The following is a 15,003-nucleotide window of genomic DNA, read 5'->3' as shown; positions in this document are numbered from 1 at the left end:
GGATTGGGGACGACGCACTCACGCCTTGACTTGATCGTGCGCAACGGTGGCCGGTGCAGCGGGTTCGCGACGGGTGACCCACTTGCGCAGCGCAACGTAGAACACCGGGGTCAGGAACAGGCCGAACAAGGTCACACCGAGCATGCCGGCGAACACGGTGATGCCGGTGACCGAGCGCACTTCGGCGCCGGCGCCATGCCCGAACACCAGCGGCACGGTGCCGGCGATGAAGGCGATGGAGGTCATTACGATCGGACGCAGACGCAGGCGGCAGGCTTCGAGCGCGGCCTCGACGATGCCCTTGCCGTGCATTTCGAGTTCGCGGGCGAACTCCACGATCAGGATCGCGTTCTTGCACGCCAGGCCCATCAGCACCACCAACCCCACCTGCACGAACACGTTGTTGTCGCCGCCGGTGAGCCACACGCCGAACAAGGCCGACAGCAAGGTCATCGGCACGATCAGGATCACCGCCAGCGGCAGCGTCCAGCTCTCGTACAACGCAGCCAGCACCAGGAACGCCAGCAACACCGCCATCGGGAACACGATCAGCGCCGAGTTGCCCTGGGTGGACTGCTGATAGCTCAGGTCGGTCCACTCGATGTTCATGCCGTTGGGCAACACCTTGGGCGCCATGCCGGACAGCGTCTGCATCGCCTGGGTGGAGGAGAGCACGCGCGGGTCCGCTTCGCCGATCAGGTCGGCGGCCGGGTAGCCGTTGTAGCGGATCACCGGATCCGGGCCGTAGGTCTGGCCCAGCGTGACCATGCTGCCGATCGGCACCATCTGCCCGCGATCGTTGCGGGTGCGCAGGTTGGCGATGTCTTCGACGCTGTCGCGGAACTGTCCGTCGGCCTGGGCGATCACCTGATAGGTGCGACCGAAGCGATTGAAGTCGTTGATGTAGGACGAACCCAGATAGGTCTGCAAGGTGTCGAACAGGTTGGTCAGCGGCACGCCCTGCGCCTTGGCCTTGTCGCGATCGACCTTGGCATCGAGCTGCGGCACATTGGCCTGATACGTGCCGATCGGGAACTGCATGCCCGGCGTCTGCGAGATCGCACCGGACATCGCATTGACCGCACTCTGCAACTGGCCATAGCCCAGACCGGCGCGGTCCTGGATGTACAGCGAGTAGCCAGAGCCCTGCCCCAGGCCCAGGATCGGCGGCGGCATGAACGCAAACGCAAAGCCCTGCTGGATCTGGCTGATGCGGGCGTTGATCTCCGCGTTGATCTGCGCCGCAGTGCGGCTGCGCTGGCTGAACGGCTTGAGCGTCAGGAACACCGTGCCGGTATTGGGCGTGTTGGTGAACTGCAGCGGGTTCAGGCCCGGGAACGCAATCGCGTGGTCCACGCCTTCGGTCTGCAGCGCGATCTGGGTGATCTGACGGATCACTTCGTTGGTGCGTTCCAGCGAGGCGCCTTCCGGCAACTTGGTACCGGCAATCAGGTACAGCTTGTCCTGGGTCGGAATGAAGCCGCCCGGCACCACCTTGAACATGAAACCGGTCACCACCAGCAGCAGCACATACACCGCGAACACCGCGCCACGCTTGCCCAGGGTGCGCGAGACCGCGCCCTGGTACTTGTGCGAACTGCTGTTGAAGAAGCGATTGAACGGACGGAACAACCAGCCGAACAAGCGATCGATCAACCGCGACGGGCCATCCTTCGGTGCGTCATGCGGCTTGAGCAACATGGCGGCCAGTGCCGGCGACAAGGTCAGCGAATTGATCGCCGAAATCACCGTGGAAATGGCGATGGTCACCGCGAACTGCTTGTAGAACTGGCCGGTCACGCCCGACAGGAACGCCATCGGCACGAACACCGCGCACAGCACCAGCGCGATGGCGATGATCGGCCCGGACACCTCGCGCATCGCCTGATGCGCAGCAGCCAATGGGGCCAGCCCTTCTTCGATGTTGCGCTCGACGTTTTCCACCACCACGATCGCATCGTCGACCACGATGCCGATCGCCAGCACCAGGCCGAACAGGCTCAGCGTGTTGATCGAAAAACCCAGCAGGTAGAGCGCGGCGAACGTACCGACCACCGACACCGGCACTGCCAGCAACGGAATGATCGAGGCGCGCCAGGTCTGCAGGAACAGGATCACCACCAGCACCACCAGCAGCACCGCTTCCAGCAGCGTGTGCACCACCGCGCTGATCGAGTCGCGCACGAACACGGTCGGGTCGTACGCAGCCGACCACGCCATGTCCTGCGGGAACTGCTTTTCCAGCTCGGCCATCTTGGCGCGCACCGCATCGGACAATTCGATCGCGTTGGCACCCGGCGACTGGAACACGCCCATGCCCACCGCGTTCTTGTTGTCCAGCTGCGAGCGCAGGGTGTAGTTGCCCGCACCCAGTTCCAGACGCGCCACATCCGACAGCCGCACGATCTCGCCGCTGTTGCCGCTGCGGATCACGATGTTGCCGAATTCTTCTTCGGTGGTCAGGCGGCCCTGCGCATTGATCGACAGCAGGAAGTCGCTCTTGTTGGGCATCGGCTCGGCACCGAGCTGGCCGGCGGAAACCTGCACGTTCTGCTCGCGGATGGCCGCCACAACGTCGCTGGCGGTCAGCCCGCGCGCGGCGACCTTGTCAGGATCCAGCCAGATGCGCATGGCGTAATCGCCGGCACCGAAGATCTGGATCTGGCCCACGCCCGGCAGGCGCGACAGTTCGTCCTTGACCTTCAAGGTGGCGTAGTTGCTCAGGTACAGCGAGTCGTACTTGCCCTTGGGCGAGGTCAGATGCACGACCATGGTCAGCGTCGGCGACTGCTTCTGCGTGGTCACGCCCTGGCGCCGTACGTCCTCGGGCAGACGCGCCTGCGCCTGACTGACGCGGTTCTGCACCTGCACCTGCGCCTGGTCCGGATCGGTGCCCGGCTTGAAGGTCACGGTGACCACCAGCACACCATCGGAGCCGGCGACCGACTTCATGTACATCATGTCTTCCACGCCGTTGATGGCTTCCTCAAGCGGCGTGGCGACGGTCTCGGCGATGACCTTGGGGTTGGCGCCCGGATACACCGCACGCACCTGCACGCTCGGCGGTACCACTTCCGGGTACTCGCTGATGGGCAGCAGCGGCATGGCGATCAGGCCGGCAGCGAAGATGATGATCGACAGCACCGCGGCAAAGATCGGCCGGTCGATGAAAAAACGGGAAAAGTCCATTGGGGTGGTCCTGAAAGAGGTTGCCGCCGGGTGGCGGCGCGGCACAGCGGCCCCGAACCGGCCTTGTTCCAAGGCCGGTGGTCACGGACGCGATGCAGCGATGAATCAGTTCGAGGCGGTGCGCTTGTCCGGTGCGGCGGCCATGGCCACGGTCTTGGCATCGACCGGCATGCCAGGCATGAAGATCTTCTGCACGCCATCGACCACCACTCTGTCGCCGGCGGCCAGTCCCTTGCGCACGATGCGCAGGCCATCGGCATTGCGGCCCAGCTCGATGTCGCGCCGTTGCGCCTTGCCGTCCTTGTCGACCACGTACACGTACTTGCGGTCCTGATCGGTCAGCACGGCCTTTTCGTCGACCAGCATGGCCTTGAACTGGCCGCTGCCCAGCAACTGCACGTGTGCATACAGGCCCGGCGTGAACTGGCGTTGCGCGTTGTCCAGCACCGCGCGCACGCGGATGGTGCCGGTGCTGCGGGTCACCTGGTTATCCAGGAAATCCACACGCCCGGTGTGCGGGAAGCCCTGTTCGCCGACCAGGCCGATGCGCACCGGCAACTCGCCGCCGCGCGCATCCGGACGCTCGCCGTTGCGGGCCATCTGCGAATAACGCAGGAAGGTGCCTTCGTCGGCATCGAAGTACACGAACACCTTGTCCAGCGACACCAGCGTGGTCAGCACGCTAGCACTGTCGCTGGCGGTGACCAGATTGCCGGCGGTGACCATCGCACGCCCGGCGCGGCCATCGATCGGCGCACGCACGCGGGTCCAGTCCAGGTTGAGCTTGGCGGTATCCAGCGCGGCCTGCGCGGCCAGCAGATCGGCATCGGCCTGATCGGCGGCAGCGCGGCGCTGCTCCCAGGTCTCGGTCGAAATGGCCTGCTGGTCGGACAATTTGCGGGCGCGTGCCGCTTCGCTGCGGGCCAGCGTGGACTGCGTGCGTGCACGCACCAGCGCCGCGTTGGCGCGCGCGAATTCGGCACGGTAGCTGCGGTCGTCGATGCTGAAGAGCACATCGCCCTTCTTCACTTCGGCGCCTTCGACGTAGTTGACCTTGTCGATGTAGCCGGACACGCGCGGACGCAGCTCGACGCTTTCCACCGGCTCGATGCGGCCGCTGAATTCGTCCCACTGGCTGATCTCCTTCAGCAACACCGGGGCGACGCTGACGCTGGGCGGCGGCGGCGCGCCGGTCTCGGCAGCCTTGCTGCCGCAACCGGCCAGCACAACCGCGAGTACGGCGCCCGTCAATACAGTACGCAAGGGAAAACGGAACGGGGTGGCGTTCGGGGTCATGGGGAAATCTCTCGGGTGGGGATGGGAAAATGCAGACCGGCGAGCCGGTCGGCCGAAGGAGCGGCGTGCAGGCGACGGCTGACGGTCACGATGGCTTGCCCGGGCTGGCCAGGCCCGGCGATCAGTGAAACTGCGGCACGGCCGACATCCACGGCGCGGATCCATTCCGGACACGCGTCCTTGGCGCGGCCCGGCGTACACACCGGCTGCTCGACCGACAGCAGGTGCACGCGGACGCCGAGCGGCTTGGCTTCCTCGTGCAGGACCTGGGCGAGCATGCGGGTGGCGGCAGCAGCAATCGAGGTATCGCCGTGCGCGGCCCAGGCACGCAGCGCGCAGGGGCTGCCCAGCAACAGGTAGCGGCCACCGCCCTCGGCCTCGGCCAGCAGCGGCAGCAGATGCCGCGCGGCCGCCAGGTGCGGCAGCACATCGCGCTCGATGCGGCGACGCAGCGCAGTGACCGGGCGGTCCAGCAGGCGGCCGGCCTTGAGCGGGCTGCCCACGCTGGCGATCACCGCCGCCAGCGGACGCGGGCGCTGGGCCAGTTCGCCGGCCAGCGCCTGCGCCGAAGCGTCGTCGGCGACCGAGCCCTGCAAGGTTTCCAGCAGCGGTGTATTGCCATGCTGCGCGCGCAGCGCGTCGAGCTTGGCGGCGTCGCGTCCAATCACCAGCACCGGCATCCGGGCATCGAGCAAGGCGGCGACGATACCGGCGCCGACATTGCCCGCGCCGCCAATGACGGCCGTCTCGGATTGGACCATCCCGGTCATGGGACTTTCACTCCCGACATCGGGACAATTCCGCGCTGCGCCAGACGCGCCGACAGTCCAGTCCGCTGTGTCGGCGCGCCGCCGGCCTGACGCCGGGGCGATGCCGAAAAAGCGCGCGAAACGCCGGTACGCGGGCTTCTCGCCGTGGAAACCACTGGATCGAAGGCACCTTCGATGGCGCTACGCGATGTCGACGACAAGCCGAAAACATTGCACAACCACATGGCCGTGCTCCTGCATGGAGGGGATGCCGCATAAGTTAGGCCCCAAACCAGCACTTGATTAGTCCGGATTTAGGGGAATAATCGTCCCGTAAGCGGTCTAATCCCTCCTGACCCCGGAAGGCAGTCCCCATGACTCACGATCTCAACGACACCCTGATCTTCGTCAAGGTGGTCGAACAAGGCAGCTTCATCGCCGCCGCCAACGCGCTCGGCCTGCCCAAGACCACCGTCAGCCGCAAGGTGCAGGAACTGGAAACCCGCCTGGGTGCCCGCCTGCTGCACCGGACCACGCGCCGCATCGGCCTGACCGAAGCCGGCTCGGTCTATCACGAACATTGCCAGCGCATCGCACGCGAACTGGAAGAAGCCGAGAGCGCCGTCGGGCAATTGCAGTCCGGTCCGCGCGGCTGGCTGCGCTTCACCGTGCCCTACTCGCTGGGCATCACCTGGATCGCGCCGTTGCTGGGCGAGTTCCATGCGCAATACCCGGAAATCCAGCTGGACATGCATCTGGGCAACGAGAAGCTTGACCTGATCGGCGGCGAAGCCGATCTGGCACTGCGCGTCGGCGCGCTGCCCGATTCCAATCTGGTGGCGCGCAAGCTCGGCAGCCTGCGCACGCAGGTCTTCGCCAGCCCGTCCTACATCGAGCGCTATGGCGAGCCGCTGCATCCGGACGAGCTGCAGTTCCATCGCACGCTGGCGCTGCGCAAGAACCGCAACGTGCACAACAACCGCTTTTTCTGGTCGCTCAGCGACGGCAGCGATGTGCGCGATTTCCCGGTCAATCCGTTGATGGTGGCCAACGATCCGGCTGCGCTCAATGGCGCGGTGCTATGCGGCGAAGGCTTGCTGTTGACCGGCGATGTGATGGCCAAGCCCTTCGTGCAATCGGGTCTGGTGCGCCGGGTGCTCGCGGGTTGGACCGGGCCGGAGGTGGACTTCAACGCGGTGTTCGCCGGCGGCCGCCTGGTCTCGCCGAAAGTGCGCGCCTTCGTGGATTTCCTGGTGACGCGGATGAACTTCGACGCGGACTACATGATGGCGCAGTGCCCCGCGCGTCTGGCCGCGCAAAAGGCCGACAACGATGCAAAGATCGAGGTCGGCGCAGACGCGGAACTGCGTGCAGAAGGCAAGCGCATCCTGGAAAACGTCACGGCGTAGTCCGTAATCAAATAGTCGCCTAACGGAGCACCCTTCTCCCCCTCGGGAGAAGGTGCCCGAAGGGTGATGGGGAGACGTTGCCCGTACAAGCGAAAACGTCCCGGCTGCTACAAATCTCGAATCCCGAATCCCGAATTCCTGCAGGGGTGTCGGGGCCATCCGACGCCGGTACTGCTTGTCGCGGCGAATCACCATGACCGCTGTCGACCGATGCAATCTTGAAGCAACCGCGCGCGCGCTTTAGCGTGGTCTGGAGATCCGAAGCTGCGTTGGTCAATGCCTAGCGATAACGTCTAGCTGCAAGTCAAAAGATCAGTCGGTCGAGTGCGCGGTGCCCTCACCGCTTGCGGGACACGCCGTGAATCCGTCCATGGAGGCTCCTCGGCGGCATCCATGCCGCCGAGGGTCCCGCAACCGGCAAGGACACCGCACCAGAGAGTTGGTCGGCTGCTTTTTTAAGGATTGTTACTCGGCTTGCGATAGCAGATGCGACGTTTGTAGCTTGCGTGTTGAAAGCACGTTTGTTGCTCGGCTTGCGACGGGAAAATGGTGAGAGGTTGATCGAACACTTAGTGCTCCAAGCAACGTACGGCATGCTCTGCTTGCAAACATGCACACCGACCATCTTCGATGGTCCTTGCCCGCCCACCGTCGCGGGACCTTACGCGGCATGGATGCCGCGTAAGAGCCTACACGGACGTACTTGCGGCGTGTCCCGCGATGGTGGGCGGGCAAGGACCCTGCAGAAAACCCTCAGATCGGCAGCTTTGCACCTGATGCGCCTGATCAAAAAATTCGCAGCGCAAAAAAACAGGCCGCTTTCGCGGCCTGTCTTGCTTACTCATCGCGGCTCGTCAATCGACTCGCCACGATTCAGTGCGGCAGACTCAACGCATGCCCGTGTTGTTCCCGGCACCCTCCGAGCGCAGCGGGATCAGGCGGATTTCGACGCGGCGGTTCTGTGCGCGGCCGGCATCGGTGCTGTTGTCGGCGATCGGGTAACGCTTGCCGGCGCCCATGGTTTCCATGCGCTCACGCTGCACGCCTTGCGCGGTCAGATATTGCGCGACCGCGCCGGCGCGTTCTTCGGACAGGCGCTGGTTTACTGCGTCGCTGCCGACGCTGTCGGTGTGACCGACTACTTCCACCATGGTCTGGTTGTACTCGCGCAGTGTGGACGCCACGCCATTGAGCGCGCTGTAGAACTGCGGCTTCAATGCAGACTTGCCGAAGTCGAAGGTGATGCCGTCGGGCAGGTTCAGGGTGATGTTGTCGCCCTGGCGCTGCACTTCGATCCCGGTGTTGGCAGTGCGCTCACGCAGTGCGCGCTCCTGGCGATCCTGGTACTGGCCAACCGCCGCGCCACTGAGCGCGCCGATGCCGGCACCGACCATCGCATGCTGACGACGCTCGGTGGCGCTGTCGCCGGTCAGCAGACCAGCGGCCACGCCGATCGCGGTGCCGATCAGCGCATTGCGGCCGGTACGGTTCTGCTGTTGGGTCTGCTCGCCGTACTGGTCGCGCTGCACATACGAGCCGCCGGTGGCGCAGGCGGACAACGCAATGGCGCTGGCCAGGGCAACGGCAAGGCTCTTGGTGGCTGCTGGGGACATGGTGTTCTCCTGTGGCCGGACCATCCGGCACTCAATCGTGTCGGCGAGGATAAACAGGCCAACGCGACTGGCGCATGATGAAACCGACCTCCGATCGCGCGCGGCTAGTGCTGCATTCAGGAAAACGTTTTCTGCGTGGACAGCACCATGTATCCGCGTCACGCATTCGATGATGTGCGAAACAAGCGTCGCCGCACACGCATGCAACGTTTCAGCCTTGCAGAAGAAAACATGCAGAAGCGAGCATCAGCTGACCACGCAATCAGGAGGTCGCTCACCCTGCCGCGCGCGTTTAGCCGCGCGTCTTCGCATACGCCGCCAGCGCCGCATCGCGGCCTTCGGCCAGGCCAATGATCGGCGTACGCGGATACTCCGGTGCCAGCCGCGCCAGCGACAACGGATGCAGCCACGGCGCGAAGCGTTCCTTGACCGCAAGCTTGCCGAGCTCAGGTACCCAGCGCGTGATGTAGGCAGCCTGCGGATCGAACTTTTCCGCCTGTGTGACCGGATTGAACACGCGGAAATACGGCGCCGCATCGGGGCCGGTACCGGCCACCCATTGCCAACCCAGGGTGTTGTTGGCCAGGTCCGCATCCACCAGCGTGTCCCAGAACCAGCGCGCGCCTTCGATCCAGTGCACGCGCAGATGCTTGCACAACAGGCTCGCCACGATCATGCGCACGCGGTTGTGCATCCAGCCGGTGTGCCAGAGCTGGCGCATGCCGGCATCGACGATCGGAATGCCGGTGCGGCCCCGCTGCCAGGCCTGCAATGCGACCGGGTCTACCTTGGCCCAGTCAAAGCCTTCGAAACGCGGGTTGAGATTCTGGTTGGTGGTGTCGGGAAAATGGTGCAGCAGGTGATACGCAAAATCGCGCCAGCCCAGTTGGCGGATATAGCCGTCGATCTCGGCACCATTGCGTGCGTTGCGATTGGCTTCCAGCGTGCTGGCGATCCGCCACGGCGCAATCTCGCCGAAGTGCAGATGCGGTGATAACTGCGAGGTACCGACCCGGTCGGGCCGGTCGCGGTTTTCGCGATACCCGGACAGCGCGCCGTCGATGAAGATTTCCAGCATCTCGTGCGCGCCGGCCTCGCCGGGCTGCCAGTGCTCCCAGAAGCCTCCATCCCAGTCCAGCGCCGGCAGCAGCCCCAGCGTGTCCAGCGCAGCGCTCTTCAATTGCGCAGGCAGCGGCGGCAGGCTGCGCGGTGCCGGCACCGCAGCCGGCAATTGCAGTTGGGTGAGCGCATTGCGCCAGAACGGGGTGAACACCTTGTAGGGGCCGCCCTGCTGCGTCGTCAACTGCCACGGTTCGACCATCAGTGCGGAGTTGCAGCTCTGCACTTCGATCCCGCGCTCGCGCAGGCTGCGCTTGATCTGCGCATCGCGCGGCTGCGTGGCCGGCTCGTACTTGCGGTTCCAGTACACCGCCACCGCCTTGGTCTGCGCGATCACCTCATCCAGCACCTGCGCGCTGTCACCGGCGCGCAGCACCAAACCACTGCCGAGCGCGCGCAGGGCCGCATCCAGCGCCGCGAGCGAGCGATGCCGCCAGCTCCGCGAGGCGGCGCCCGGCGTCCACTCGCCCTCTTCGTGCGGCGCATCGATATACAGCGGAATCGGCTGATGCCCCGCATCCAGCGCAGCCTGCAAGGCCGGGTTGTCCTGCAGGCGCAGATCGCGACGGAACCAGACGATGGCGTAGGACATACAAGCTCGGCAGCGGCGATGAGGCGCGCAGCATAAGCCAGCAGATGCAAGGATGGCGCGATGCCGCAGCGACGGATTGTCGCCCGGCATCACGCAGGAGGTTTATTCGAAACTGCCCACCGAATCGTGGGCCAGATTGTCGAATCGGGTGTATTCGCCGAAGAACTTGAGCTTGCACGACCCGGTCGGTCCACCGCGGTGCTTGCCGATGATGATCTCGGCCAGGCCCTTGTCCGGCGAATTTTCCTTGTTGTAATAGTCGTCGCGATAGATGAACACGATCATGTCCGCGTCCTGCTCGATCGCGCCGGATTCGCGCAAGTCGGCCATCACCGGGCGCTTGTCGGTCCGCGTTTCCAGCGAGCGGTTGAGCTGCGACAACGCAATCACCGGCACGTTGAGCTCCTTGGCCAGGCCCTTGAGCGAACGCGAGATTTCCGAGATTTCGGTCGCGCGGTTTTCGCTGTTGCCCGGCACCGACATCAGCTGCAGGTAGTCGATGACGATCAGGCCCAGGTCATGCTCGCGCTTGAGTCGGCGGCACTTGGAGCGCAGCACTTCCGGCGACACGCCCGGCGTGTCGTCGATGAAGATCTTGGTTTCCTTCAGCATCTTGATCGCGCCGGTCACGCGCGCCCAGTCCTCGTCTTCCAGCGCGCCGGTACGCAGGCGTTGCGCATTGATGCGGCCATTGGACGAGATCAGGCGCATCGCCAGCTGCGATGCCGACATTTCCATCGAGAATACCGCCACGCCCTTCTTGGATTTGATCGCGGCATATTCGGCGATATTCAGCGCGAACGTGGTCTTGCCCATTGCCGGACGCGCGGCCAGGATGATCAGGTCGGTCGGCTGCAGGCCGGAAGTCATCGCATCGAAATCGTTGTAGCCGGTCGGCAGGCCGGTGATGTTGCCGCCGTTTTCGAAACGGCTGCGCAATTCCTCAAAGGCGTCCTTCAGCGCGCCCGGCATCGCCACGAAGTCGGTACGCCCGCGCGCGCCGGCCTCGGCGATCTTGAACACCGCCTTTTCCGCCGACGACAGCAACTCCACGCTGTCGCGCCCCTCCGGCTGGAAGCCGTCGTTGACAATGGTGGTGCCCACTTCGATCAGCTGCCGCAACACCGCCTTGTCACGCACGATCTCCGCATATGCGGCGATATTGGCTGCCGAAGGCGTGGTGCTGGCCAGCTCGATCAGGTAGGCGCCATCGCCGACCTGCTCCAGCTTGCCCTGCGATTCGAACCACTCGCCCAGGGTCACCGCATCGAAGGGGCGGTCCTTCTCGTTCAGTTCGCGAATCGCACGGTAGATCAGCCGGTGATCGCGGCGGTAAAAGTCGTTTTCGGTCAGCTGGTCATTGACCCGGTCGAACGCATCCGGCGCCAGCATCAACCCGCCGAGCACGGCCTGCTCGGCCTCGACCGAATGCGGCGGTACCCGCAACTGGTCAAGCCGCGGCTCGGGACGATCGTAATCGTCGTCGTCGCGATCGCGATTGCGCTTGGAACGGAAACCAGGACGAGCGGACATGGACAAACAGACCTGACGCGAGGGAGACGAGGGCAGGAAGCATAGTCATCGGCGGCGCCGACGACCATGCACAACTCTGTGGATAACTGGTGGACAGCCGGTGCATCACCGTTCTACGCGGCGGCTGTCGCAACCGCCGAGACGCTTGCTGAGCCGGGGTTTGCACCGCGTCACCGGTGCCGGTTGGCGGCTGTCTCCAGGCCCAACGCCGCTGTGGTCAACTCAACGCTTGGACTGTTCGACCAGGCCCAGGAAGGCGTCGACGAAGCCCTGCAGGAACTTGCGGCTGTCGGCGTTGGCGACCTGGTCGTCGGCGCCGAACAGGCCGTCCTTGTACTGCAGGAAGACTTCCGGCTGGCCAAGCACCCGCATGTCCAGATACGACAGCACATTACGCAGGTGCTGCTGCGCGGTGGCGGTGCCGATCGCCCCGACCGAGATGCCGACCACGGCGGCCGGCTTGCCCGCAAACGCGCTGTCGCCGTAGGGGCGCGAGCCGGTATCGAGGGCGTTCTTGAGCACGCCGGGAATCGAGCGGTTGTACTCCGGGGTGACGAACAGCACCGCGTCAGCCGACCGGATCTGTTGCTTCAGCCGCGTGCCCTCTGCCGGGTAATCGCCATCGTGGTCCTGGTTGTACAGCGGGATGTCGCCGATCTCCACATACTCGAACACGGCCTTGTCGCCGGCCAGATGCTCCAGCGCATGCGCCAGTTGGCGGTTGTAGGACGCGGCACGCAGGCTGCCGACCAGCACGGCGATGGTGATCTTGCTCATGGGGAACGCTCCATTGGGGGAATCAGCGCCCGACTCTAGTGAGCCTGGCGCTCAGACCCGGTGAAGCGCGCCTGCCTCAGCGGCCGATCGCGGCGCGTTGGGCGCGCCAATGCACCTGCCAGGCCTGGAACATCAGCACCGTCCACAGGTGCGTATGCCATTTGCGCTCGCCGCCGTTGAAGTCCCTCCACAGCCCGGCCACGGTGTCGGCGGCGAACACGCCGTCGCGCTCGAGCGTGGCGTGCGCCAGCAGATCGTCGGCCCAGCCGTGCAGGTCGCCACGCAGCCAGGCACTGACCGGCGCGCCGAAGCCGCGCTTGCCGCGGTAGACCATCGGGTCGGGCAGATAGCGGCACAGCACGCGCTTGAGCAGGTACTTGCTGACCCCGTCGCGGTACTTCAGCGACAGCGGCAGCGACCAGGCGAACTCGGCCACCCGCCAGTCCAGCAGCGGCGCGCGCGCTTCCAGCCCCACCGCCATGGTGGTGCGGTCCACCTTGCACAGCAGATCGTCGGGCAGATAGGCGGCAAAGTCGGCCAGCATCATCGCGTCGGCCGGCGTGCCGGAACCGTGCAGCGGGTCGGCCAGGCTGTAGAAACTGTCGGGCTCGGTCGCACCCAGCACCACCGCGGCCGGATCGCGCCAGCGCGAGATGCGGTTGCGGTAGATGTCGCCGATGCCGCGTGCGCCGGCCTCGGCCACCAGCGCGGCCAGGCCGCCGGTGCGCGAAGACTCGCCGTTGCGGCGCGCCGCCAGCGCCATCAAGCGCCGCAGCGGCCCCGGCACCAGCCCATGCATGCGCCAGTTGCGCAGCGCACGCTGGTAACGGCCGTAGCCGAAGAACAACTCGTCGCCGCCATCGCCGGACAACGCCACCGTCACCCCGCCACGCGCCAGCCGTGCGACCAGCGCGGTCGGCACCTGCGAGGCATCGGCGAAGGGCTCGTCGAACATGTCCGGCAGGGTCGGCACCACCGCCAGCGCGTCGGCGCCGCTGACATACAGCTCGGTGTGGTCGGTGTGCAGATGCGTGGCCACTTCGCGCGCCAGCGGCGCTTCGTCGTGATGCGAACCTTCGAAGCCGATGCTGAAGGTATGCACCGGCTGGGTGCTCTGCGCCTGCATCATCGCGGTGACGATCGACGAATCGGTGCCGCCGGACAGGAACACGCCCACCGGCACGTCGGCCACCATGCGCAGCGCCACCGCATCGCGCAGCACTGCGTCGAGCTGTTCCTCGGCCTGTGCATCGCTGCCGGTGAACGGCGCCGCCAGCGCGCGCTGCATCGCCTCGCGCGCGTTCCAGAACGGCTGCTGCGCCTGGTCCGGCCGATGCGCCGCCGCGCCGGCCGCCACCATCTGCGCATCCAGCCGCAGCACCCGCCCGGGCATCAACTTGAAGGTGCGCTCGTGGATGCAGGCCGGCGCCGGGATGTAGCCCAGCCGCAGCAGCAAGGTCAGCGCATTGCGATCGACCCCATTATCGAAGTCCGGATGCTGCCACAGCGCCTTGAGTTCGGAGCCGAACACCAGGGTGTCGCCGGCCCAGCCGTAGTACAGCGGCTTCTTGCCGACGCGGTCGCGGGCCAGATACAGGCAGTTGTCGCGCTCGTCCCACAACGCCAGCGCGAACATGCCGTTGCAGCGGGCCAGGGTGTCGTCCAGCCCCCACTCCACCACCGCCGCCAGCAGCACTTCGGTATCGGAATGACCACGGAAGCGGTGCCCGAGTGCGGACAGCGCCGCGCGCAGTTGCGCGAAGTTGTAGATCTCGCCGTTGTAGGCCAGCACATAACGGCCATCGGCCGAGCGCATCGGCTGATGGCCCAGCGGAGACAGATCCAGGATGCTCAAGCGTTGATGCGCCAGCGCCACGCCGGCCTGCGCATCGCACCAGGTGCCGGCATCGTCGGGGCCGCGATGACGCAAGGCCGCGCCCATCGGCCGCACCAGCGCATCGAGTTGTTCGCCATGCATGCGTGGCGAGGCCAGCAGCAGTCCAGCCAATCCGCACATCGTCAGTGCTCCTGCCGGCAGCGCATGCCGCTCATGCCGTCACCGCGCCGGGCGCAGGCGCCGGCATTGCGATAAAACCGGGTACTGCCTGCACGCGCTGCAGCCAGGCACCGATCGCCGGCCAGCGCTCCAGATCGAAGCCGCCGTCCTCGGCGCAATGGGTGTAGGCAAACAGCGCGATATCGGCGATGCCGTAGTCGCTGCCGGTAAACCAGCGGTGCTGCTGCAGATGCTGCTCCATCACGGCCAGCGCCTGCTCGCCGCGGGCGCGCAGCTGCGGCAGTTCGGCGCGGCGCGCGGCATCGCGCGGCGTCCACAGGCTGATGAACCGCGCCACCGCGACGTACGGCTCATGGCTGTATTGCTCGAAGAACATCCAGCTCAAGGCCTGCGCGCGCTGCCACGCGTCGGTGGGCAGATACGGAGTGCCTTCGGCCAGCCAGAACAGGATCGCGTTGGATTCGGTCAGCACGCGGCCGTCGTCGCGCTCCACCATCGGCACCTTGCCGTTGGGATTCTTGGCCAGATACGCGGGCGTGCGGGTTTCGCCGGCGACGCTGTCGACCTCGACCCAGTGATAGCGGCTGCCCAGTTGCTCCAGCAGCAGGCGCACCTTGTAGCAGTTGCCGGAACTGGACATGCCATGGACGGTCAACGGGGGACGCACGGTCGACATCAAGCTGGCTCCGCGGCAGCAACGAGGGGCTGG

General features: G+C 65.7%; 11 protein-coding genes. 1 reads left to right on the top strand and 10 read right to left on the bottom strand.

Features of this window, described 5'->3' with window-relative positions:
* Nucleotides 1-18: 18 nt before the first annotated feature.
* The 4 genes from AC06DU_RS07355 to AC06DU_RS07340 all read right to left on the bottom strand — a co-directional run bounded on the left by AC06DU_RS07355 (nucleotide 19) and on the right by AC06DU_RS07340 (nucleotide 5,479).
* Nucleotides 19-3,189: an efflux RND transporter permease subunit gene (locus AC06DU_RS07355; protein WP_478203917.1), complete on the bottom strand. Its 3,171-nt coding sequence runs from the start codon at nucleotides 3,187-3,189 to the stop codon at nucleotides 19-21.
* Between the two features lie 105 nt (nucleotides 3,190-3,294).
* Nucleotides 3,295-4,485 carry an efflux RND transporter periplasmic adaptor subunit gene (locus tag AC06DU_RS07350; RefSeq protein ID WP_039514498.1) on the bottom strand — a complete coding sequence of 397 codons (1,191 nt, stop codon included), beginning with the start codon at nucleotides 4,483-4,485 and terminating at the stop codon, nucleotides 3,295-3,297.
* The gene (locus AC06DU_RS07345; RefSeq protein ID WP_046342206.1) at nucleotides 4,482-5,255 is read right to left on the bottom strand and encodes an SDR family NAD(P)-dependent oxidoreductase; all 774 of its coding nucleotides are present in this window, start codon (nucleotides 5,253-5,255) and stop codon (nucleotides 4,482-4,484) included. Before AC06DU_RS07345 ends, AC06DU_RS07350 begins: the two co-directional genes overlap by 4 nt.
* Nucleotides 5,252-5,479, bottom strand: coding sequence for a hypothetical protein (locus AC06DU_RS07340; protein WP_081008617.1), 228 nt, complete (start codon nucleotides 5,477-5,479; stop codon nucleotides 5,252-5,254). Before AC06DU_RS07340 ends, AC06DU_RS07345 begins: the two co-directional genes overlap by 4 nt.
* Nucleotides 5,480-5,608: 129 nt before the next feature.
* Between AC06DU_RS07340 and AC06DU_RS07335 the strand changes: the two genes are divergently transcribed.
* A complete protein-coding gene (locus AC06DU_RS07335) occupies nucleotides 5,609-6,643 on the top strand; it encodes an XC_2801 family transcriptional regulator (protein WP_054592674.1) in 1,035 nt (344 codons plus the stop codon).
* A gap of 887 nt (nucleotides 6,644-7,530) precedes the next feature.
* Here AC06DU_RS07335 and AC06DU_RS07330 read toward each other — a convergent pair.
* The 6 genes from AC06DU_RS07330 to AC06DU_RS07305 all read right to left on the bottom strand — a co-directional run bounded on the left by AC06DU_RS07330 (nucleotide 7,531) and on the right by AC06DU_RS07305 (nucleotide 14,970).
* Nucleotides 7,531-8,256 (bottom strand): YiaD family glycine zipper/OmpA-like lipoprotein, encoded by a 726-nt coding sequence (locus tag AC06DU_RS07330; RefSeq protein ID WP_016902719.1) that lies wholly within the window; start codon nucleotides 8,254-8,256, stop codon nucleotides 7,531-7,533.
* Between the two features lie 292 nt (nucleotides 8,257-8,548).
* The gene (locus AC06DU_RS07325) at nucleotides 8,549-9,967 is read right to left on the bottom strand and encodes a cryptochrome/photolyase family protein (protein ID WP_102252168.1); all 1,419 of its coding nucleotides are present in this window, start codon (nucleotides 9,965-9,967) and stop codon (nucleotides 8,549-8,551) included.
* Nucleotides 9,968-10,069: 102 nt separating this feature from the next.
* On the bottom strand, nucleotides 10,070-11,500 hold the full coding sequence (locus tag AC06DU_RS07320) for a replicative DNA helicase (protein ID WP_047130779.1): 1,431 nt from the start codon (nucleotides 11,498-11,500) through the stop codon (nucleotides 10,070-10,072).
* 222 nt (nucleotides 11,501-11,722) lie between these two features.
* Nucleotides 11,723-12,277, bottom strand: coding sequence for an NADPH-dependent FMN reductase (locus tag AC06DU_RS07315; RefSeq protein WP_054591582.1), 555 nt, complete (start codon nucleotides 12,275-12,277; stop codon nucleotides 11,723-11,725).
* A 76-nt stretch (nucleotides 12,278-12,353) separates the two neighbouring features.
* Entirely contained in the window at nucleotides 12,354-14,294 is a 1,941-nt protein-coding gene (gene asnB / locus AC06DU_RS07310; protein ID WP_478203915.1) for an asparagine synthase (glutamine-hydrolyzing), read from the bottom strand.
* A 31-nt stretch (nucleotides 14,295-14,325) separates the two neighbouring features.
* Nucleotides 14,326-14,970, bottom strand: coding sequence for a glutathione S-transferase family protein (locus AC06DU_RS07305; RefSeq protein ID WP_054591584.1), 645 nt, complete (start codon nucleotides 14,968-14,970; stop codon nucleotides 14,326-14,328).
* Nucleotides 14,971-15,003 lie beyond the last annotated feature (33 nt).

Source organism: Xanthomonas sp. NCPPB 3200 (assembly GCF_056393585.1).
Note: the sequence above shows the minus strand (reverse complement) of the source record. Positions and strands in the feature narration are given on the sequence as shown.